23 protein-coding genes are annotated in these 20,303 nt (G+C 65.7%); 13 read left to right on the top strand and 10 right to left on the bottom strand.

Annotation, left to right across the window (positions count from 1 at the left end):
- Positions 1–22: 22 nt before the first annotated feature.
- The 3 genes from pdhA to ACSC1P_RS15780 all read right to left on the bottom strand — a co-directional run bounded on the left by pdhA (position 23) and on the right by ACSC1P_RS15780 (position 2,736).
- Positions 23–1,126 carry a pyruvate dehydrogenase (acetyl-transferring) E1 component subunit alpha gene (pdhA, locus tag ACSC1P_RS15790; protein ID WP_435361157.1) on the bottom strand — a complete coding sequence of 368 codons (1,104 nt, stop codon included), beginning with the start codon at positions 1,124–1,126 and terminating at the stop codon, positions 23–25.
- Between the two features lie 521 nt (positions 1,127–1,647).
- A complete protein-coding gene (locus ACSC1P_RS15785) occupies positions 1,648–2,331 on the bottom strand; it encodes an MBL fold metallo-hydrolase (protein ID WP_435361156.1) in 684 nt (227 codons plus the stop codon).
- 51 nt (positions 2,332–2,382) lie between these two features.
- Positions 2,383–2,736, bottom strand: coding sequence for a hypothetical protein (locus ACSC1P_RS15780; protein WP_435361155.1), 354 nt, complete (start codon positions 2,734–2,736; stop codon positions 2,383–2,385).
- A 270-nt stretch (positions 2,737–3,006) separates the two neighbouring features.
- Between ACSC1P_RS15780 and ACSC1P_RS15775 the strand changes: the two genes are divergently transcribed.
- The 3 genes from ACSC1P_RS15775 (at position 3,007) to ACSC1P_RS15765 (ending at position 6,001) form a co-directional block, all read left to right on the top strand.
- Positions 3,007–4,236 (top strand): MFS transporter, encoded by a 1,230-nt coding sequence (locus ACSC1P_RS15775; protein ID WP_435361154.1) that lies wholly within the window; start codon positions 3,007–3,009, stop codon positions 4,234–4,236.
- 176 nt (positions 4,237–4,412) lie between these two features.
- On the top strand, positions 4,413–5,003 hold the full coding sequence (locus ACSC1P_RS15770; protein WP_435361153.1) for a 50S ribosomal protein L15e: 591 nt from the start codon (positions 4,413–4,415) through the stop codon (positions 5,001–5,003).
- Between the two features lie 128 nt (positions 5,004–5,131).
- The gene (locus ACSC1P_RS15765) at positions 5,132–6,001 is read left to right on the top strand and encodes a DMT family transporter (protein ID WP_435361152.1); all 870 of its coding nucleotides are present in this window, start codon (positions 5,132–5,134) and stop codon (positions 5,999–6,001) included.
- A gap of 30 nt (positions 6,002–6,031) precedes the next feature.
- Here ACSC1P_RS15765 and ACSC1P_RS15760 read toward each other — a convergent pair whose 3' ends face one another.
- The 3 genes from ACSC1P_RS15760 to psmA all read right to left on the bottom strand — a co-directional run bounded on the left by ACSC1P_RS15760 (position 6,032) and on the right by psmA (position 8,037).
- A complete protein-coding gene (locus tag ACSC1P_RS15760; protein ID WP_435361151.1) occupies positions 6,032–6,490 on the bottom strand; it encodes a luciferase domain-containing protein in 459 nt (152 codons plus the stop codon).
- Between the two features lie 114 nt (positions 6,491–6,604).
- Positions 6,605–7,294, bottom strand: coding sequence for an archaeal proteasome endopeptidase complex subunit beta (psmB, locus tag ACSC1P_RS15755; protein WP_435361150.1), 690 nt, complete (start codon positions 7,292–7,294; stop codon positions 6,605–6,607).
- Positions 7,291–8,037, bottom strand: a complete 747-nt coding sequence (gene psmA / locus ACSC1P_RS15750) for an archaeal proteasome endopeptidase complex subunit alpha (RefSeq protein ID WP_435361149.1) — start codon at positions 8,035–8,037, stop codon at positions 7,291–7,293. The genes psmB and psmA overlap by 4 nt, the downstream gene beginning before the upstream one ends.
- 214 nt (positions 8,038–8,251) lie before the next feature.
- Here psmA and fdhF point away from each other — a divergent pair, with 214 nt between their 5' ends.
- Together fdhF and yqeC are read left to right on the top strand one after the other, a co-directional pair.
- Positions 8,252–10,327 carry a formate dehydrogenase subunit alpha gene (fdhF, locus tag ACSC1P_RS15745; protein ID WP_435361148.1) on the top strand — a complete coding sequence of 692 codons (2,076 nt, stop codon included), beginning with the start codon at positions 8,252–8,254 and terminating at the stop codon, positions 10,325–10,327.
- Positions 10,318–11,064, top strand: a complete 747-nt coding sequence (yqeC, locus tag ACSC1P_RS15740) for a selenium cofactor biosynthesis protein YqeC (protein WP_435361147.1) — start codon at positions 10,318–10,320, stop codon at positions 11,062–11,064. The genes fdhF and yqeC overlap by 10 nt, the downstream gene beginning before the upstream one ends.
- 15 nt (positions 11,065–11,079) lie before the next feature.
- Here yqeC and mobA read toward each other — a convergent pair whose 3' ends face one another.
- Positions 11,080–11,667 (bottom strand): molybdenum cofactor guanylyltransferase, encoded by a 588-nt coding sequence (mobA, locus tag ACSC1P_RS15735; protein ID WP_435361146.1) that lies wholly within the window; start codon positions 11,665–11,667, stop codon positions 11,080–11,082.
- 75 nt (positions 11,668–11,742) lie between these two features.
- On the opposite strand from mobA, the gene ACSC1P_RS15730 reads away from it, so the two are divergent.
- The 5 genes from ACSC1P_RS15730 to ACSC1P_RS15710 all read left to right on the top strand — a co-directional run bounded on the left by ACSC1P_RS15730 (position 11,743) and on the right by ACSC1P_RS15710 (position 15,240).
- Positions 11,743–12,195, top strand: a complete 453-nt coding sequence (locus ACSC1P_RS15730; RefSeq protein WP_435361145.1) for a pyridoxamine 5'-phosphate oxidase family protein — start codon at positions 11,743–11,745, stop codon at positions 12,193–12,195.
- Positions 12,196–12,264: 69 nt separating this feature from the next.
- Positions 12,265–12,672 (top strand): ArsR/SmtB family transcription factor, encoded by a 408-nt coding sequence (locus tag ACSC1P_RS15725; RefSeq protein WP_435361144.1) that lies wholly within the window; start codon positions 12,265–12,267, stop codon positions 12,670–12,672.
- Entirely contained in the window at positions 12,669–13,076 is a 408-nt protein-coding gene (locus ACSC1P_RS15720; protein WP_435361143.1) for an arsenate-mycothiol transferase ArsC, read from the top strand. The genes ACSC1P_RS15725 and ACSC1P_RS15720 overlap by 4 nt, the downstream gene beginning before the upstream one ends.
- On the top strand, positions 13,063–14,145 hold the full coding sequence (locus tag ACSC1P_RS15715; protein WP_435361142.1) for a DUF7973 family transport facilitator: 1,083 nt from the start codon (positions 13,063–13,065) through the stop codon (positions 14,143–14,145). Before ACSC1P_RS15720 ends, ACSC1P_RS15715 begins: the two co-directional genes overlap by 14 nt.
- A 75-nt stretch (positions 14,146–14,220) precedes the next feature.
- Complete coding sequence (locus ACSC1P_RS15710) at positions 14,221–15,240, top strand: AIR synthase family protein (RefSeq protein ID WP_435361141.1); 1,020 nt, start codon at positions 14,221–14,223, stop codon at positions 15,238–15,240.
- Between the two features lie 11 nt (positions 15,241–15,251).
- Here the strand turns inward: ACSC1P_RS15710 and ACSC1P_RS15705 are convergent, their stop codons facing one another.
- Positions 15,252–15,977 (bottom strand): 2-phosphosulfolactate phosphatase, encoded by a 726-nt coding sequence (locus ACSC1P_RS15705; protein ID WP_435361140.1) that lies wholly within the window; start codon positions 15,975–15,977, stop codon positions 15,252–15,254.
- A gap of 115 nt (positions 15,978–16,092) precedes the next feature.
- On the opposite strand from ACSC1P_RS15705, the gene ACSC1P_RS15700 reads away from it, so the two are divergent.
- The 3 genes from ACSC1P_RS15700 (at position 16,093) to thiD (ending at position 19,429) form a co-directional block, all read left to right on the top strand.
- Positions 16,093–17,301 carry an MFS transporter gene (locus ACSC1P_RS15700; protein ID WP_435361139.1) on the top strand — a complete coding sequence of 403 codons (1,209 nt, stop codon included), beginning with the start codon at positions 16,093–16,095 and terminating at the stop codon, positions 17,299–17,301.
- Positions 17,302–17,516: 215 nt separating this feature from the next.
- Positions 17,517–17,966 (top strand): ester cyclase, encoded by a 450-nt coding sequence (locus tag ACSC1P_RS15695; protein ID WP_435361138.1) that lies wholly within the window; start codon positions 17,517–17,519, stop codon positions 17,964–17,966.
- A 74-nt stretch (positions 17,967–18,040) separates the two neighbouring features.
- Positions 18,041–19,429, top strand: coding sequence for a bifunctional hydroxymethylpyrimidine kinase/phosphomethylpyrimidine kinase (gene thiD, locus ACSC1P_RS15690; RefSeq protein WP_435361137.1), 1,389 nt, complete (start codon positions 18,041–18,043; stop codon positions 19,427–19,429).
- Positions 19,430–19,451: 22 nt separating this feature from the next.
- On the opposite strand, the gene ACSC1P_RS15685 is transcribed toward thiD, so the two are convergent.
- On the bottom strand, positions 19,452–20,021 hold the full coding sequence (locus tag ACSC1P_RS15685; protein WP_435361136.1) for a response regulator: 570 nt from the start codon (positions 20,019–20,021) through the stop codon (positions 19,452–19,454).
- Positions 20,022–20,070: 49 nt separating this feature from the next.
- Positions 20,071–20,250 (bottom strand): hypothetical protein, encoded by a 180-nt coding sequence (locus tag ACSC1P_RS15680; RefSeq protein ID WP_435361135.1) that lies wholly within the window; start codon positions 20,248–20,250, stop codon positions 20,071–20,073.
- Between the last annotated feature and the right edge of the window lie 53 nt (positions 20,251–20,303).

Genomic DNA, 20,303 nt, shown 5'->3' with positions numbered 1-20,303 from the left:
CGAGACCGAATGGTCTCTCCTCTCAATCCTCCAGCAGTGCCTCGTCACCGAACTCGGCACGCAACTCGTCGAGGTACGCCTGCTGTTCTCTGAGCGCCCGCGGCATCTCCGCGTAGACGTTCGCGAAGATGTCGTGCGGGTCGGTTTCGGTCTCCTCGGCCTCGGCAACCGCCGCGTCGATGCGCTCCTCGATTTCGGCTTCGATGGCCTCGACGCCCGCTTCGTCCAGTCGACCAGAGTTGAGCATGAACTGCTCGAAGCGCGGTACCGGGTCCATCTGCTTCCACTCCTCGGTGCGCTCCTCGTCGCGGTAGACGCCCGGGTCGTCGGAGGTCGAGTGCGCACCGAGACGGTACTGGACCGCCTCGATGAGCGTCGGCGCGGGGTCGTCGCCCGGATTCTTCGCGCGCTCTACGGCCTCGCGCGTGACCTGATACACCGCGAGTGGGTCCATCCCATCGACGCGGATGCCTTCGATACCGTAGGCGTCGGCCTTCTGTGCGATGGTCGCCGACGCGGTCTGGTTCTCCCGCGGGACCGAGATGGCCCACTGGTTATTGTTGCAGAAGAAGACGACCGGTGCGTCGAACACGCCGGCGAAGTTCAGCCCCTCGTGGAAGTCGCCTTCGCTCGTCGCGCCGTCGCCGAAGTGGACGAGCGCGGCGCGCCCGTCGGTCTTCAGCTTCGACCCCCACGCGAGGCCGGTCGCCAGCGGAATTTGCGTCGCGATGGGGTTCGTGATGGTGAAGACGTTCCGCTCGCGCAGGGCGGCGTTCCCGGTCTCCGAGCCCATCCAGTACTCCAGATTCTTCGACATGGAGACACCGCGGGCCAGCATCGCGCCGTTCTCGCGGTAGCTGGGGAACAGCCAGTCCTCGTCGTCGAGTGCGTGGACGCTCGCGACCTGTGCGCCCTCCTGTCCGTAGATGGGCGGGTAGGTGCCCATGCGGCCCTGGCGCTGGAGGGCGACTGCCTTCCGGTCGAACCGCCGCGCGAGTTTGAGGTCGACGTAGAGGTCGTGCAGTCCATCGTCGTCGAGTGAGACCGTCGCGCCGTCGACCAGGTTGCCGTCGGCGTCGAGCACGCGATACAGGTCGTCCGAGTCGGGAGAGACGAGGTGAGACATGTACGGCTGGGCGAACGAACGCCCGACTCGCCGATAAAACTGCCGCCAGACCGATGCGTTCGATGCGAATTTACGAGGAAGCGAGTTGTAGTTGGTGACTCTGAACAGTGGACGGATTACGACCGTGGTGTCGCCGTTTCTGGTTCGGGGAAGCAGTCCACAAATCACGATGGCAGATACCGCAGCCACACCCTCTCCATCCGATTCCGCTCCTCGTCATCACCGGAATCGACGATTCCGGTTAGCAGTCAGCGGCTCTGCCTCTGACGACATTTCGGGACTGCGTCCGGCAGGCAGCCAGAAACACGGTTTCTGGCCACATCACGAAACGGCTTTGCCGTTTCGAACGACTCCACTTCGTTCCGCTCCGGTACTCATCCCTCGTGAGAGCACGCTCTCACTTGCAGTCGTTCGCAGGCTCACGACGACCTCGCGCGATATCGGCTCGCAGCCTTCGGCATGCTCGCCAGCGCGCGCCAGACCGGTTGCGTCACCCCACGTCGAACGGTAAATTCGCAAACTCAGACCCGCGCCGCGAGTCGGCGCAGTTGCTCAGCGCCCATGTCTCGCAGTGGACTGCCGTGGCCCATGCAGGCGATTTCGAATTCAGGAGCACGCTCGGCGAGGTCGCGGATGCTCGCGGCAGACTGGTCGCGGTCGGCGTCGAAGAACCGGGGCACACGTCCGAGCGTCCCGTCGTCGTCGCCCGAGACGAGGTCGCCGAGCAGGGCGACGCCGAGGTCGGGACTGACGAACGCGGTGTGGCCGGGAGTGTGGCCCGGCGTCGAGAAGGCGACGAAGCTCCCGGCGCGGTCGCCGTCGGCGACCGATTCGACCGGGAGGTCGGGAAGCGTGACGAGTCGGCGAGAGACGTGTCTCGTCAGGAAGCCTTTCGCCCCAGCCGCGTCCGGTTTGCGGTCACCGCGCAGGACCGCGGCAGTGTGTTCACCGGCGACGATTGGTGCGCGCAAGTCTGGCTGAAGCTTCGCGTAGGCTCCCACGTGGTCCATGTCGTAGTGCGTGCAGAGGCAGCGGTCGATGTCGGAGAGCGTGTAGCCCGCGTCGCGGACACCACTCTCGATTTTTGCGGCGTCCCACGGCGTCCCGGCGTCGACCAGCGTGAGGTCGTCGCCGTCTTCGACGAGGTAGACACTCACGCCGCGACAGGGAATCTGCCAGACGCCGTCGGCGAGTCTCGTAGTCATAGCTGGGGCTACTTCGGCGAGGCACAAAGTCGTAGAGGAAGCGGTCGGTCGTCAGTTCACTGCACCAGCGAACGAGCCCTGCTGTTGTGCCGGACGTGCCCGTCGGACGGCGAGGATGAATCCGAGGTTGACGGCCAACACGACGAGGCCGACGACGAGCAGGCCGGTCGCCATCGCGCCGAGTCCGAGCAGGCTGTAGAAGCCGTGGACGGCCATCGCGCCGCCGTAGGCCCACGGCTCGTCACGGAACAGACCGTAGGCGAAGACGGCTTGTGCGGCGAAGAGGCCACTGAGGACGAGCGAGCCGATGCCACCGATCTGTGTGAGGATGCCGGCCAATCCCACGACTGCGACGAGTCCGTCGATGATGCCGACGACAGCGATGGAAGAATCTGGTGTGTCCATACAGACACAGTCAGATTCGGCCGGAAGAGGCCTTTGGTCTCCGCTCATGGGGGTTCACGCTGTGACGGTCGAGGCCGGCGGAGTGGCGAACAGGTGGCTTCTCCCAGTCCCGACGACGGCGAGCCACGCAACCGCTGGCCGTCGTCGGGCGATTTTCAGACGATAACCGGTCTGGCTGCGGTATCGGAGATAAACCATCGTCTGCCGACCGGCGACAGCAGTCGTTCCGGAATCCACGCACCTTCTTACCTTCCGGCCCTAGAGAGCGGCGTGACCACTCGTCGCGACCGAACCGTCCTCGCAAGCGTCGTCTTCGTCGTCTTGCTCGCGCAGGTCCTCCTCTACCCTGGCATCGACACGCTGGTCGCCGTCTTCGACGGTGGTTCGGCGTTGCAGTCTGGGATGTGGTTCCTCGCTGCCGAGTTCGCTGCGTTCGTCGCCTTCGCTGGGGTCTGGGGCGCACTGAGCGACGCGGCCGGCCGTCGGGCACCGTTCGTCGCGGCCGGTGCGCTCGGCGGGGCTATCGGCTACGGTGTGCTCGCGGTTCTCCCGTCCGTCGCGTCAGTCTCGTTCGGCGTCGTCCTGGTTATTCGGCTGGTGCAGGGCGCGGCCACTATCGGCGCGTTCTCGTTGGCGATGACGATGCTGATGGACTTAGATGGCGGCCACGGCCGTAACATGGGCGCGGCTGGCATCGCCATCGGTTCGGGGACCGCACTCGGCGCGCCGCTCGGCGGGCAACTGTACGAAATCGGCCCACTCGTGCCCGTCGCTGCGGCGAGCGTCCTTCTGTTCGTCGTCGCCGTCCTCGCGGCGGTAGTGCTCGTCGGCCAGGAGCAGCAGGTCGGCGACGCCGGCGGTGGCAGCGACGCGGGTGAAAACCACGAGTCGACGCTCTGGAGTGCCGTCACGGGCGTCCGCGATACACCCATTCTGCTCGTCCCGTACGCCTTCGGCTTCATGGATCGGCTGACTGCGGGCTTCTTCGCACTGGTCGGGACGCTGTACTTCCGCGAGGTGTTCGGCCTCGACCCTGGCACGACCGGGCTGATGCTCGCGCTCTTCTTCGCGCCTTTCGCGCTCTTACAGTACCCGTTCGGTATCGTCTCGGACCGCATCGGGCGAGTGATTCCGGTCGTCGCCGGGTCGACCCTCTACGGAATCGTCGTCATCGCGGTCGGCTACGCCCCGACGGTCCAGTTGGCCGGCGCAGCCATGGTGGCTGTCGGCGTCGTCGGTGCGCTGATGTCTCCCGCGACGATGGCACTCGTCACGGACTTCGCCCGCGAGGAGGACAGAGGCGTGGCGATGGCTGGCTTCAACGCCTTCGGAAGCACTGGTTTCCTCGCTGGTGTCCTCGTCGGCGGCACGGTCGCCGACCGCTTCGGCTACGAGGCAGCGTTCGTCACGGCTGGCGGATTCGAAATTCTCCTCGCGGTCGTCACCGTGCCGTTCTTTTTGCGACTGCGGTCTAGGGCAGTCATCGGCGCTGGTCAGTAGCGCGAGACCGACCAGCACACCCGACGGCGGTTCGACACGCTTAAAGACCGAGGAACGAAAACACACGATAACTCGCTGGACGACACGGGCACCAGTGGGCACCTGTCGACGACAGGTCATCGGAATGTGGTTCGCGACACGCGGACTGAACCGGCAAACGCCCGTGGTGATACACCATGACAAAAAGCTTCTACTCCCACATCAAGGAAGCGTGGCAGAACCCCGAGGACAGCAAAGTCGCCGAACTGCAGTGGCAGCGAAAGCAGGACTGGCGTAAAGAGGGCGCTATCGTCCGCGTCGACCACCCGACTCGCCTCGACAAGGCCCGCGAACTCGGCTACAAGGCGAAGCAGGGCGTCGTCGTCGCCCGCGTCTCCGTCCGTAAGGGTGGCGCGCGCAAGCAGCGACACAAGGCTGGCCGCCGTTCGAAGCGCCAAGGTGTCAACCGCCTCGGCCGCCGCAAGAACATCCAGCGCATCTCCGAGGAGCGCGTCTCGCGCAAGTACCCGAACATGCGCGTGCTCAACTCCTACTGGGTCGGTGAAGACGGTTCGCAGAAGTGGCACGAAGTAATCCTCGTGGACCCGAACCACCCCGCCATCCAGAACGACGACGACCTCAGCTGGATCTGCGACGAGACCCACAAGAGCCGTACCTTCCGTGGCCTCACCAGCGCGGGCAAGCAGAACCGCGGCCTGACGTTCAAGGGCAAGGGTACCGAGCACACCCGTCCCTCGAACTCCTCCGGCAAAGAGCGCGGTAACTAAGCCGACGACCGTTCTTTCGTTTTCTCTTCACTCGCGTAGCGACGACTGTTTCGGATATTCCAAACGAACGTTCCTGCGAAATTTCGAGAACCGAACCGTACTTCCCCGACCATGCGTGACGGTCCGGTGTGAACGGAGTCCTCCTCGCCGGGTTCGCCGCCGTCCTCTTTGGGACGTACCTGTTCGTCGTGAAGCGGTACTTCTCGGACTACGCGGTCCCCGTCTATCTCTTCGGCGTGTACACCGCGGCGGTCGCGTGCTACACACCCGTCGCCGTCGTCACGACCGACGGCGGCGTGCCGCTGCCACAGACGACACCGGCGTTGCTTGGCAGTATCGCCGTTTCGCTCGGCGTCGTCGCCGCGTTACTGGCGTTCTTCCACGCGCTGTCGCTCGGTGAGGTGAGTTACGTCGCGCCAATCAGTAAGGTCGTGCCAGCGTTCGTGCTTCCCATCGAGGTGCTGGCACTCGGCGAGCACCTCGGTACGTTGCAGGTCGCCGGCGTCGTCGTCGTGACGGTCGGCCTCTACCTCGTGAACTACGAACCTGGTGAGTTGTTGACCCCGCTGAAACGCGCAGCGACGGCCCGACCGGCCCAGCTCGCACTCGCCAGTGCGGCGACGTTCGGCGTGGTCGACGTGGGAAAGCGCGTGTTGTTGCAGGAGATGGCGGTTACACCGACCGCGTTCGTCGTCGTGATGCTGGCGACGACGCTGGCCGCAGTCGTCCCGCTCGCGCTACCGAAGATGGATTTCGACCGGCTCGCCGCCGACTGGTGGAAGTTCGCCGCGGTCGGCGCGCTGGTCGCCGGTGGCCAGCACATCGTGGCGATGGCGTTCACGACGCTGCCCGCCAGTGTCGCCTCGCCCATCGTGAACGCGCAGGCAGTCGTCGCGGTCCTCCTCGGTGGCGTCCTCCTCGACGAGCCACAGTTCCGGACCCGACTGGTCGCGTCGAGCGTGGCCATCGCCGGTGTCGCGCTCATCACGCTCGGGTGAGAAGAGACCGACCGGAAGGACCGCCACGTCTCAGGCGACGACGCGCTGCCACCGTTCTTCGAGTTCAGCACTCACCGTGACTGGGAGGGCCGCCAATTCGGCGTCCACGTCCACGTCGGCGAGTGCGGTTCGGGCGACGTGCGTGTGTGCCGTCTCGATGAGTGTCGCGAGGTACGAGACCCAGAGCAGCCAGACGGCGTGGTCGACGCCATCAGTGTCGACGACCCGGAACGAAGTCCAGCCGGCGTGGGGGTGGAGGTGGTGTGCGTCGGTGTAGCCGTCGACGATGAGCCGGTCGCGGAGCGGGTGTGCGAACTCGATGTCGACGAGGCCGGACCGATGGACGTGACCGAACTCGTGGGTACCGATAGCGAAGAGGCGACCGCCGTTTCGGTAGTCGTCGTCGGTTACGCACGGCCAATCGGACACCCTAGCGGCGATTCCGGCGACGAACTCTCCAGTTCCATGTGGGGCGACGACATCCTTCATGATAGTATAGACGCGCCCATTGAACATTACCGTCTCGTCGGAACGTCACAATGAAGTTAGATGTTTCTCTGAAGAATCGGCGACGAAGAAAGGAATCGAAGATGTCGAAGGACCTTACAGTTCGTCTTCGTCCGGGAAGCCGTCGAACTCAGTGATGTCGACGCCGTCGGACGTGACTTCACAGAGGACGAGACCGTTACCGGAGCCGGTGTCACGCTCTGCTGCGGAGCGGACCGCACGGGAGGCTGCGCGCTTGGCCTCGGCCATGGTCATGTCTTCGTGCCACTCGCCTTCGAGCAGGCCGTACGCGACCATCATGCCGGAGCCGGTGACGGTGTAGTCGTCCTTCATGACGCCGCCGGCCGGGTCGATGGAGTAGACGTGGCTGCCCTCTTCGTCGACCCCACCGATGATGGGGTTGATGGCGAAGAACGGGCCGCCGCGGGCGAAGTTGCCCGCGAGCGTCGCCAGTGCGGGGATGCTGATGTCCTCGCCGCGGCGGGCCTCGTAGAGGTTGACCTCGGCGCGGAGCGAGCGGATGAACGACTGTGCGCCGCCGACGCTGCCGACCAGCGTCATCGCACCGGTCGGGTGAATCTGCTCCACCTTCACGACGTTCTTGTTCGAGACGAAGCGGCCGCCGAGGCTGGCACGGCGGTCGGTCGCGATGAGGACACCCTCGTCGGTGGCGATACCGACCGTGGTCGTCCCGGTCTTGTTGACCGTGCTCTCGTCTCGTTCCTGATCTCTCCACTCGGCGTTGCCGAGTTCCGGTTCGTACGGGTTCGTGTTCTCTAGACTCATTCGTCGTCACCCTCCGACAGGAGGTCGAGTTCTTCCAGACGTTCTGCGATTTCGTCCGTGTTCAGGGTCCGGTACTGCTCGCCCTCGGTCTCGATGGTGGCGATGGCGAGACCTTCCGGGGCGAACCCGTCTTCGGCGTGCGTGGCCATCGCCTGGATAGCGAGGTCGATGCCGCCTTCGAGGCCGAGTTCGTCCGAGTAGTTCTCTTCGAGGTAGGACTGGGTCTCCTCGCGGTTGCCGCCGATTGCGATGGCCTTCCACTCGTAGGGGGTCCCCGAGGGGTCGGTCTCGAACAGACGCGGCTTGCCGTTCTCGATACCGCCGACGAGGAGCGCGACGCCGAACGGTCGTGCGCCACCCGTCTGGGTGTACTGCTGGATGTGGTCGGTGACCGCCTTCGTCAGCGTCTCGACGCCGATGGTCTCACCGTAGCGAAGCTGGTTGACCTGTGCTTCGCGGCGAGCCACGTCGATGAGCTGGCGGGCGTCGGCCACGTGGCCGGCGCTGGCGATACCGATGTGGTCGTCAATCTTGTGGAGTTTCTCGACGGAGTCGCGCTCCATGAGCGGCGAGCGACTGTGACGCTCGGCCACGAGGACGACACCTTCAGATGTTCGGACGCCGACGCTCCCTCTACCACGCTTTACCGCTTCGCGTGCGTACTCGACTTGGTACAGGCGACCGTCCGGAGAGAAGATGGTGATACCCCGGTCGTACGCCTGCTGCTGATTTTGTCCTTGCATTGTCTGCCTTTACCTGAGGTAAGGCTCTGCTTTTTAAGTACCTTTTGTGTTCCCCTCGAATCTCCGATAGTAAACAGGGGACGGCGCTGCGTGCCTGACCCGAGGAATCCCAGACTCATAATACCGCCGCACTCGGCAAGCCATCGCTTCGCACGACCGCCACGAATCCGCCGACGCACGAAGGTTTACCCACCCTCCCGTGCCACTCCGAACCATGGACGAGCGTGCACACGAGCCAGCCCACAGCGTCTGCCCGTTCTGCGGTGTCGGGTGTGGCATCGAGTACGACCCGCTCACCGGCAAGGCGACTGGTTGGCGCGGCCCCGTCAACCCCCGCGGGGAGGTGTGTCCGAAGGGCGTCGCGGCCTACGAGGCCGTCACCGACGCCGAGCGCCTCAGGGAACCATTGGTCCGGCGCGGGACCGCCCTCGCCCCGGCCTCGTGGGAAAAAGCGTGGACCTACATCGTCGACGAGTTCGCGAAGGTCCACGCCGACCACGGTCCAGACGCGCTGGCCTTCTTCGCGTCTTCGAACTGCACGAACGAGGAGAACTACCTGCTCCAGAAGACGGCGCGACTGTTCGGCACGAACAACGTCGACAACTGTGCGCGACTCTGTCACTCTTCGACGGTCGCCGCCATGGCGACTCGCTTCGGCGCGGGCGCGATGACGAACACACTTGACGACCTCCGCGAATCGGACTGCTTCCTCGTCGTCGGTGCGAATCCCGCCGCGAACCACCCGGTCATCTTTCGTTCGTACCTCCTCCCGGCCATCCGGGACGGGACGACCATGATTCACGTCGACCCACGGGAGACCGAGACGACGAAAGCCGCCGACCATCACCTACCCGTCCGACCCGGCTACGACATCCCACTGCTCAACGCGCTGGCTGCGGTGCTCGTGGAGGGCGGCTACGTCGACGACGAGTTCGTCCAAGAACGGACGACCAGGTTCGACGATTTCCGGACCTTCCTCGATGGCCTCGACCCCGCCGCCGAAGCCAAGCGCGCTGGCGTCGATTACGACGACCTTCGCACCGCGGCCCGCGCCTACGGCGAGGCCGACGCCGCGGCCATCTTCACCGGGATGGGCACGAGCCAGCACCACTGCGGCACAGACAACGTCCACGCCCTGCTCAACCTCGCACTCCTGACCGGCAACGTCGGCAACCCCGGCGCTGGCGTCAATCCGCTCCGCGGGCAGAACAACGTGCAGGGCGCGAGCGACGTGGGTGCGCTTCCGGACGTGCTCCCCAGCTACGAATCGGTCACCGACGCAACTGCCCGCGCGGCCGTCGCTGACGTGTGGGGTGTCGACCCCGACACGATGCCAGCGGTGCCCGGCCTCACCGAAGTCGAGGCGACACACGCTATGGGCGAGTCGGTCCACGCCGCGTACGTCTTCGGCGAGAATCCCGCTGTGACAGAACCGAATCAGTCTCGTGTCCGTGAGAAACTGGCCGACTGCTTCCTCGTCGTCCACGACCTCTTCCGGACCGAGACGACCGAATACGCCGACGTAGTCTTGCCTGGTAGCGCGTGGGCAGAGAAGGCAGGCACTGTGACGAACACCGACCGACAGGTGATGCGGATGCGCCCCAACACGACGACGCCCGGTGACGCGAAGACCGACCTCGAAACTCTGCAAGAACTCGGACGACGGCTCACAGACCGAGTCGGCCGCGAAGGCGGGGGCAGTCAGTTCGACTTCGACGGCCCCGAAGCCGTCTTCGACGAACTCCGCAGAACCTGCGCCAACTACGCCGGAATGAGCTACGACGGCATCGGCGATGGGAGCCAGCGATGGCCCTTCCCCGAGGGCGCAACCGAAGGAACCGGCGTCCTCCACGCCGACCGATTCGCGTCCGGTTCGAAGACGGCCGAGTTCCGCGTCGTCGAACACGTCGACCCGGTCGACTCGGTCGGCGACGACGAACTCGTCCTCACGACGGGGCGCGTCCTCCAGCAGTTCAACAGCGGGGCAGTCACGCGACGGTCCGACGTGTTGACCCGCTTGCGCGGCGAAGACTCGCTCCAGATGCACCCCGACGACGCGACGGCTCGGAACATCGAGGACGGCGACCGGGTTCGCGTCACCAACGACCGCGGCTCGGTGACGGTCGCGGCCGAGGTGACGGAAGCCATCCGCCGCGGGACCGTCTTCTGTACGTTCCACTACGCGGAACCACTCGTAAACATGCTAATTGGCGACGACCTCGATCCGGTGGCGAAGATTCCCGAGTACAAACACAGCGCGGTCCGCGTGGAGGTCGAACCGTGCGACTGACCGAGGCGCTGCCCAGTGAAGGGTTGGTCTGCGTCGTCGGCGCGGGCGGGAAGAAGTCGACCCTGTACGCACTCGCCAACGCGCTCGACCGGGCAGTCGTCACCGCGACGGTCCGCATCCCCGTCTTCGACGACCATGTGGCTCGCGTCGAAGTCACCGACCAGCCAGTCGCGGCGGTTCGCGCCGCGAGCGAGGCTGCCGAGACAGGCGACGGAAACTGGCCGCTCGGCCTCGTCCCCGAACAGGAGCGCCCGGACCGCTACCGCGGCTACGACCCAGAAACCGTCGCCGACCTCGCCGCGAACGTCTCAGTTCCGGTGCTGGTCAAAGCCGACGGCGCACGCAGTCGCTGGCTGAAAGCCCCGAACGAGCGAGAACCGCAGGTCCCAGCGACGGCCGACGCAGTGTGTCCCGTCGCCAGCGTCCGCGTCGTCGGCGAACCCCTCGCAGAAGAGCGCGTCCACCGGCCGGAGCGAGTCGCCGCCGTGACTGGCCGCGCCGTCGGCGACGAACTCACGGCCGACGACGTGGCGCGAGTGCTTACCCATCCCGACGGTGGACTGAAAGACGTACCCGACGATGCGACTGTAGTGCCGATTCTGAACATGGTGGACGACGCCGAACTCGCCGCGACCGCTCACTACATCGCAGCACGAATCCACGACTACAGTGACCGAATCGACCGCGTCGTCCTGACGTGCTTCGCCGACGAGGACCCGGTCGTCGACGTGGTCTGAGCCAGAATCCGTCTCCTACTGGAGGTCGTCCTGCTCGTTCACGTCGGTGAACGTCCGCATGTCCGGCACTTCGTCCTCGGTCAGTTCTGTGAGGGCCAGTCCGTCGAGCGCGGCCAGAATCCGGGCGTCGTCGCCACCGAGTGCGGCCTCGCAGCCGGCCCGCATCGCCTCGGTTCGGTACACGGCTTGTGTCGTCTGGAACCAGCCGTCGTCGGTGCGAACGAGCGCGCCGTCGTGGCCCGCCGCGCGCTCGAACAAGAGTTCGAGAAATGCCGGGTCGACTGCGGGCATGTCACAGGCGACGACAGCGGTGTAGGGCGCGCGGATTACGCGAAGTCCGGCCCAGATGCCGGCCATCGGCCCAGCGTCCGGCGCGGGGTCGACGGCGAGCGCCACGTCGTCCCGGCCGGCAAGTGCCTCGCGGAGTGCTGGCACCTGCTCGGCCCGGCAGTTCACCACGACGCCGTCGGTCACGCGCGAGAGTCGGTCGACGACCCTGCGGACCATCGGCTCGCCGTCGTAGTCGGCGACCGCCTTGTCTGCGTCACCGAAGCGGGTCGAGAACCCCCCGGCGAGAACGAGGCCGGCGCGTCGGTCGGTCATGCCCGGGACTGCGCCTGCGAGCGTGAAATACCCGCCGGGGGAACGGCCATCATCTCGGGCCTCCTACTCTCAGCCATGGAACACGTCGAGTACGTCTACACGTTCGGCATGGACGACGAGGAACTGGAGCGCCGACTGACCGAACACGGTCACGGCGTCCTCTCACTGGCAGACGGCGGTGACGCTTACGCAGTCCCAATCTCGTACAGCTACCAGGACGGCCGATTCTGCCTCCGACTGGCCGCCCGCGAAGGGAGCGAGAAGATGGCCTACGCCGACGCTACCGAGACGGCCTCGCTCGTCGTCTACGGTTCTGACTCAGCAGACGAATCGTGGAGCATCGTCGTACGTGGAGACCTCGTACGTGCCGACGACATCACCGAGACCGAAATCAACGAACGCTACCAGCCACTGCGCGTGTTCGGCGAGGACGTCGCCGAACTCGAGCCGACGGTCTGGGAGTTGCGCCCGAGCGAAGTCACCGGTCGGCGCACGGGCGGTGCCGACGCTGACGAGCCGAACAAGTAATTCTGCTGTCGTTCGACACCGACAGCCAGACCAGAACACTTACTTGAACGATTGAAGAATCGTTCAATCATGTCCGACACCCAGCGGCTGGAGCGACTCATCTCAGACGAGTGTGGCGACTGCTGTCAGGGCGACGTTGACGAGCGCGTCGCCGACCTGCGCGCACTCGACGACCGTGCGTCGACCGTCGACCCGTACCGCGACGTCGACCTGTTCTCGGCACTGGCCAACGAGACGCGCTATCGCATCGTCCGGTTGCTCGTCGCCGCCGAGGACGAACTCTGTGTCTGCGAGTTCGACCCACTACTCGACGTGAGTGAGAGTGCCATCAGCCACGCGCTGTCGAAGCTGACCGACGCGGACCTCGTCTCGCGCCGAAAAGACGGGAAGTGGCGCTACTACCAGAGTACAGCACTCGCGGAGCGACTGCTCGCCGCGGTCGACGACTCCGAAGCGGACACGGAGGTGTCCCGATGACGACCCTCGGCTTCGTCTGCGTCCAGAACGCTGGTCGCAGCCAGATGGCGACCGCCTTCGCAGAGCGCGAAGTCGCACGCCGGGACCTCGACTGGAACATCGTCACGGGCGGAACACTGCCCGCCGACCACGTCCACCCAGAAGTCGTCGAGTCGATGCACGAACTCGATATCGACGTCTCGGACCGGACGCCGCTCGAAGTCACCGACGAAGCACTCGAAGCCTGCGACGTGGTGGCGACGATGGGTTGCTCGACGCTCAGTCTCGACGCCGACGTGGACGTGCGCGACTGGGACCTCACCGACCCCGACGGGAAGTCGCCCGAGGAAGTCGCGGAGATTCGCGACGAGATAGAGCAACGAGTCATCGACCTGTTCGACGAGGTAGCCAGTGGCAGTCGGTGACCTCTGGGCGCTCGAACTCGTGCTGGCCGCGTTCGCCGGTGGCGTCTTCGGCGCGGCCGTCGGAGCGTTGCCCGCGTTCACCCTCACCGGCGTCCTCGTGGTCGTCGGGGAACTGTACGACCTCGGCCGCGAGACGCTGGCGACTGGCGCACCAGACCTCGCACTCACCGGCACGCTCGCCTTCGGCCCGGTGTTCGGCCCACACGTCAGCTTCGGCGGCGGTGCGGCGGCGGTCGCCTACGCCGCGAAGCAGGGCTACATCGACACCGATTTCGACTACCACGAGGCGAAGAACGTCACGCAGGGCCTCGGGACCCGACTCGACGTATTGCTCGTCGGCGGGGCCTTCGGCGTCCTCGGCCACTGGTTGGCGACCGCCTCGGCAGTCGTCGCCCCGTGGGACCCGGTCGCCTTCGGCGTGGTCGCGTCGGCACTCGCACACCGGGCCGTCTTCGGCTACTCGCTCGTCGGCGCGCGACGGGGCCTGCTCGACATGACGCCGTACGAGCGCGACGAGCCGAAACTCGCGGCCGATGGCGGGGCCGCGGTCGATGGCAACACTGTCGTCGACAGCTCCGCCGCCCGCCACACCGTCGAACCGTGGCTCCCGTACCAGTACAAGTGGCCGGGTGTCGCCGCGCTTGGCCTCGTCTTCGGTGGCATCGGTGGTTTCCTCACGTACCACACCGCGAGTGTCTTCCTCGGCTTCGGTGTAAGCGTCGTCTTGCTCGTGTACGTGGTCGCTGGCGTCGCCGACATCCCCGTCACGCATCACATGACGCTGCCTGCCGGATTCGTCGTCGTCGCGGCCGCCGGTGGCGCGTCCTCGCCCGGAGCACTCGCGGCAGCGTTGCCACTCTCGCAGGCGATTCTGCTCGGTGCGGTGGCCGGCCTGGTCGGCGCGGTCGTAGGCGAACTCGGCCAACGCGTCCTCTACGCCCACGCCGACACGCACCTCGACCCGCCGGCGGCGAGCATCATCGTCACGACGCTGTTCATTGGGATGCTGACCGCGGCGGGTCTCCTCGGTGACCCGAACGTCCTGCCGGACCCGGCGTGGCTGGCCTGAGAACTGGACTCGACTGGAGACAGCACTCGTCAGAGAACAGCACCCCTTTGACCGATCGGGTGGTAGCACCGAGCGATGACCGACCGAGGGAAGATAGACCGCGCGTTCTTCGACCAGCACATCTACCCGAACCTCGGAGCCGACCGCGACGACGTGGCCGTCGGGCCGCGACACGGCGTCGACTTCGGCGTGCTGGACGTAGCTGACCGCGCGCTCGTCACGGCGACGGACCCCATCTCCATTCTCCCCGGTCTCGGCTGGGAGCGCGCCGCGCGCTTCGCACTGGGCGTCGTCCTCGCCGACGTGGCCGTCTCCGGCATCCCACCGAGTCACCTCGCCATCGAGTTCACGCTCCCGCCCGAGATTCGCGACGAGGAGTTCGCCGCGGTCTGGACCGCGATGGCCGACGATTTGGACGACCTCGGCGTCTCCGTCCTCACGGGACACACCGCCCGCTACGACGGCTGTTCGTTCCCCTGGGTCGGCGGCGCGACGGTGTTGGGCGTCGGCCGCCACGAAGACGTGATTCGGCCGGACGGCGCGCAACCGGGCGACCACTTGCTCGTCACGCACGGCCCCGCGGTCGAGGCGACTGCCCTGTTCGCGAGCCTCTTCCCCGACCAGTTACGCGAGCGTGGCGTCGACGCCGACCTCGACCGACTCGCGGAGCGACTGCCACAGACCGGCCACGTCAGGGACGCACTCGTGGCGGCCGCGTCCGGGCCGGTGACCGCGATGCACGACGCCACCGAGTGTGGCCTGCACGGGGCAATCGCGGAGCTGGCGGCGACCGCAGATGTCCGCATCGACGTGGAGCGCGAGTCGATTCCGGTCGATTCGGACGTCCGAGCTGTCTGTGACGGCCTCGGCATAGACCCGTGGGCATCGACCACGTCGGGGTCGCTGTTGCTCGCGGTGGAACCCGACGGTGTCGATTCGGTACTCGATGCACTTCGAGGGCGAGACACACCAGTCGCTGCTGTCGGTCGAATTTCTGCAGGAGACGGGTTCTACGTCGACAGTGAACGCGTCGAACATCCGGACGAAGACCCCGCGTGGGATGTCTGGGGCGACCTCTCCGGACTGGCCGAGTAGTACCGCGTCAGTCAGCTAGCCTCGTCGACGAGCCGACGACCCTCCAGTTTCGGAAGGACCGCACGTGAAGAGAGCGACATCGCGTACTCTCGCACGTCTCGGCTCCTGACTTCGTGCTTGTCCGGGTAGTTCGGTCCCTTGGCGTACTCCAGTTGCTCGCGCCAGAGGTCGGCCTCGACAGGTGCGACCGGTAGGTCGGCGAGGTGACGCGCGATGAGCATCGCGCCGATGGTGTCCTCGGTCGCCGCGGCACCGTCCTTCCCGGCGGCGACGATGTGGACGGGGTCGTCACTCCCACGAAGGTGATTCCCGAGCGCGGCCGCGTTCGTGGTCGACCCGATGTACACCGACGTGTCGGTAGCACCGGCGAGTTTGTCGACGGCTCGACCCCCATTCGAGGAGGTCATCGCGACCGGCCGGCCGTCGAGGTCGAGCGACTGCACGTAGCTCGGCGAGTTGAAGAAGTCGTAGCCCTCGGTGGGTTCGTAGTTGGGCGTCGCGCTCCCGCCGATGACCGTCTCTGGCGTCGCGTCGCGGAAGTCGAACTCGTCGCCTCGCTCCTCGGTGATGTGGATGTAGTCGGCCCCGTTCGCCAGTAGTTCGACGACGGTGGTCGAGAAGTGCATCACGTCGACGACGACGTACGTTCCTGGGTCTGGGTCTGCCGGTACGTCCTCGATTCGTTCGACCAGTCGGTTCGTCAGAAAGTCGTTCCAGTCTGCTGTCCGTCCGCTCACGACTGTGCAGTCGGCACCGAAGGATAAGAGCGTGTCCTGACTCTCGCGCCGCGTGACAGATTTTGGTCGGTGGAGACCGAAAACGACCACCGGCTCCGGTGTCAGGGTTGGGACGATGGCTCTCCCGGCGTCGAGTGTGCTGCGCTACTACCTGTACAAGGCCACCAAGGCGGTGGAGTTCTACCGCCCGGTGATGTACCTCTACTTCCTGTCGGCCGACCTGACGTTCACACAGATTACGGCGCTGGAGGCCACGTACAACCTCGTGACGGTGCTCGGGGAAGTACCGACGGGCTACGTCGGTGACCGTGTGGGTCGACGGAACAGCCTCCTGCTCGGGACGGTCGTCATCACGCTCACGCTGGTCGGCCTCGGCTTCGCGTCGACGTTCCCAGCCTTTCTCGCACTCTACGCCTGCTGGTCGGTCGGCTACGCCTTTCGGTCCGGAACCGAGGACGCGTGGCTGTACGACACACTCACGACCGAACTGTCGGCCGACGACTTCGCGCGGGTTCGCGGCCGAGGCGAATCGGTCGCACTGCTCACTGGCGTCGTCGGGGCAGTCGTCGGGGGCTACCTCGGCGGCATCGACCTCCGCTACCCGTTCTGGGTCGCGGCTGGCATCACCGGACTGGGGATTCCGGTCCTCCTCTCGCTGTCCGAACCGAGTGTGGCCGACGACGAAGCTGGGACCACTGAAGTATTCTCGCTCCGCCGTGCGCTCGCCATCACCCGCGGTGTCCTCACTCAGCGCCGGGTTCGCGCGTTCGTCCTCGCGTACTCCGTCCTCTTCGCGGCCGTTCTCTACCTCGTGTTCATCTTCGTCCAGCCGGTGTTCGAGACGGTCGTGGTCGACGCTGGCCTCCCCGAGACCGAGGTCGAGTGGGCACTCGGCTGGTACTACGCTGCCATCAGTCTCGTCGGGGCCGGTCTCAGCTACAACGCGGGAGTCATCGAAGACTGGGTCGGCCTGCGCGCGTGGTTCTTCGGCCTCCCGCTCGCCGTCGGTGGCGCGCTCGTGGGGATGTGGGCTGTGCCGCTGCTCGCACTCCCCGTCATGCTCTGCATCCGTGGCGTCGCAGACACGGCGCGCACGCTCGCGAGTCAGTACGTCAACGACCGAATCGAGTCGACCGGTCGTGCGACCGTGTTGAGCGCGATGGCGATGGTCAGCGCGCTCGCCGTCGTACCGTTCCAGTTGGCGAGTGGTGTCCTCTCGGACCTCTCGTCGCCGCTGTTCGCGCTCGCACTCGCCGGTGCGGTCCTCGTCGTCGGGACGCTCGTCGTGTGGGCGTGGGAGGCCCCCATCGCACGGGCACGCTGAAGTCGATTGGACGGTCTTACTGCGGTAGTGTAGTCTGGCCGACGAAGCAGTCTGATTTCAGAGCGTTCCGCATCTACTCGCAACGAAGTGATTCTGTTCTGTTTCGTTTGGTTCCTCGCTGGTAACCTCGTATCCGCCGCGAAAGTTACTTTCGACAAAAATAACTAAGAAAGTATATATTCTCGCTCGTCGTATCGTACTACTGGAGATTCTACATGGCAGCGAACGATTCACAGCTCATCGAGCGGTACGGCGAGATACTGAACGCCATCATCGGCGGGGTCAACGAACAGGACCTCGACGGACTGGACGAGTACTTCGCCCCCGAACTGGAGACCGAAATTCCGTATGGATGGAGCGGCGAATACGTCTCGAATTACGACGAGTTCGCGGACCTGCTGTCGACGTACTTCGAGGCGTTCCCGGACTTCTCGATGCAGGCAGAGTCCTTCACCGCGAGCGGCGAGTGGACGTTCACCTGGGTCTCGTTCGCGGGCACCCACGAGGGCGACTTCTGGGGCTACGGCCCGACCGGCGAGTCGTTCCAGACGACCGGATTCTGGGTCAACCGCTTCGAGGACGAGTGTATCACCGAGAGTTACGGCTGGTTCGACATGTTCGACCTGCTGTGCCAACTCGGCTACGAGTTCTCGTTCGAGGACTGACCACGACTCACTCCCCACTGCCTCCTTTTCGTGGTTCATCACTCATTTGTACTACTGGGTAGTATCATCGTCGTATGACCACGCGACAGCCAGCGACCGAGACCCGGCCAGTGGCACTGACCGTCGCCGGCAGCGATTCCGGCGGTGGGGCCGGAATACAGGCCGACGTGAAGACGATGGAAGCACACGCCGCGTTCGCCACGAGCGCACTGACGAGCGTGACGGCCCAGCACACCCGCGGCGTCGAATCGGTACACGTCTTGCCCGAGACCGAAGTCCTCGCCCAGATAGACGCCGTCTGTGGCGACTTCGACGTACAGGCGGTCAAGACCGGCATGCTGGCGACCGAGGGCATCGTCCAGACCGTCACCGACCGACTCGCAGGACTCGATGGCCCGCTCGTCGTCGACCCGGTGATGGTCGCCACGTCAGGTGACAGACTGCTCGACCATGCGGCCGAGCGCGCCTACGAGTCGCTCGTCGCCGCCGCGACGCTGGTCACGCCCAACGCCGACGAAGCGGCGGTCCTGACCGATATCGAGCCGACGGACGTCGCGAGCGCCCGCGAGGCCGGCGCCGAACTGCTCGCGATGGGTGCCGACGCGGCGCTGGTCAAAGGCGGGCACGTCCCCGGTGACGAGGTCGTCGACGTCCTCGTAACGGCCGACGACACGACGACGTTCCGACATCCACGCATCGCCGACGCGACCACCCACGGCTCCGGTTGTACGCTCTCGGCCGCGATTACGGCCAGACTCGCACAGGGCGACGACCTCGAACCGGCCGTCGCGTCGGGAATCGAGTACATCCAGCGAGCGATTCGCTACGCGACCGACGTGGGGGCGGGTGACGGCGCAGTCAACCACTTCGTCGACGTGCGAAACGACGCGGCCGCCCGTGAGACGCTCGCAGCCGTCGAATCCGTCGTGGCGACGTTCGTCGACCACGATATCGCCGTACTCGTCCCCGAAGTCGGGATGAACGTCGTCGGGGCGCTTCCCACCGCGGAGACGCCCGAAGAGACGGTCGCGGTCGACGGCCGTATCACACGCACTCGCTACGGTGTCAGGCCGAACGGCGGTGTCCGCTTCGGCGCGTCGAGCCACGTCGCTCGGTTCCTCTGCGCGGCGCGCGAACACGTCCCCGACCGCCGGTTCGCCGTGAACTGCCGGTTCGGTGACGACGTCGACCGCGCGCTCGCCGACCTCGGCTGGCCCATCGCCGAGTACGACAGAGCCGACCAGCCGACGCCCGACGAAGAGGGGAACACGATGGGCTGGGCAGCACGCCACACGTTCGGCGGCGACGCGCCGACCCCGTACGCGGTCCTCGACCGGGGCGCGCCGGGGAAAGAGTCGATGTGCAAACTCGTCGCATCAGACGCTGACACGCTCACCGAACGGACGCTTGCGCTCTGTGAGACGTTGTCGGCATCGAGAGAGACGGGTTCGGAGGCAGCGTGACGCTCACGTCAGCAGCACGTCCTCAGCACGTGTGTCCAATCGTTTCGAACTGTGTGACCATGTCGTCGAGGCCCGAGACTGACGCTGCGAGTGTCTCGTGTAGGTGGTCTCGCCGTTCGCAGGCGTCGAGATAGCGCTCTTCGCGTTCCAGTTCGATGGACGACTTCTTCGCCGCGAGCACGGAGAGCGTCGCGACCAGTGACAGATACTCTCGAACCTGTTCGTCTTCGTCTCCGACCGAAAGCTGGAACTCTATCGCGTCTCGGAGCGTCTCCCTGTCGACCGGTTTGCACAGATAGTCGTCGAAGCCCAGGTCGAGCACGTCCACGTGGGGGTCGACCGCGGTCACCATGATGACTCGCGTCCGGGCCCCCGATTCGTGCAGTTGGGCCAGTACGTCGTCGCCCGATAGGCCGGGCATCCGGCGGTCGAGGAGCATCACGTCCACGTCGTCGTCGACCGCCTCCAGCGCTGCTTCTCCCTCGTACGCGACTCGCGTTGCGTACCACGTCCCCAGTCTGAGCGCGTAGGCATCGGCGACGGCTTGCTCGTCGTCGACGACCAGCACGCACGGTTCAGACTCAGCATCCATTGTCGTCACAGAGGAGACCATCAGCCATAGCTCTCGCGCCGCCGAACGCTCAGAGCCCGGCCGTCGCCAGCAAGAACGTCGTGACGATCATCATGAGTGAGACACCGGTCGACTGTAACAGGGCGACGTCGGTGGGAACCTCGAACAGCACACCCATGCCGAGTGTGACTAAAAAACTGAAGACAGCGTAGACGAGTGCGCGAACGAGTCGATTCGGGTCGGCGGCCATACGGCAACCGCGTGGCCGGGGCTGATAAATCGTCGTGTGATATCGAGTCGTGA

The organism is Haloarchaeobius caseinilyticus, assembly GCF_051207395.1.
In the GTDB taxonomy this organism is placed as follows: Archaea; Halobacteriota; Halobacteria; order Halobacteriales; family Natrialbaceae; genus Haloarchaeobius.
The sequence above is the reverse complement of the archived record's forward strand: the minus strand, read 5'-3'. Positions and strand labels throughout refer to the sequence as shown.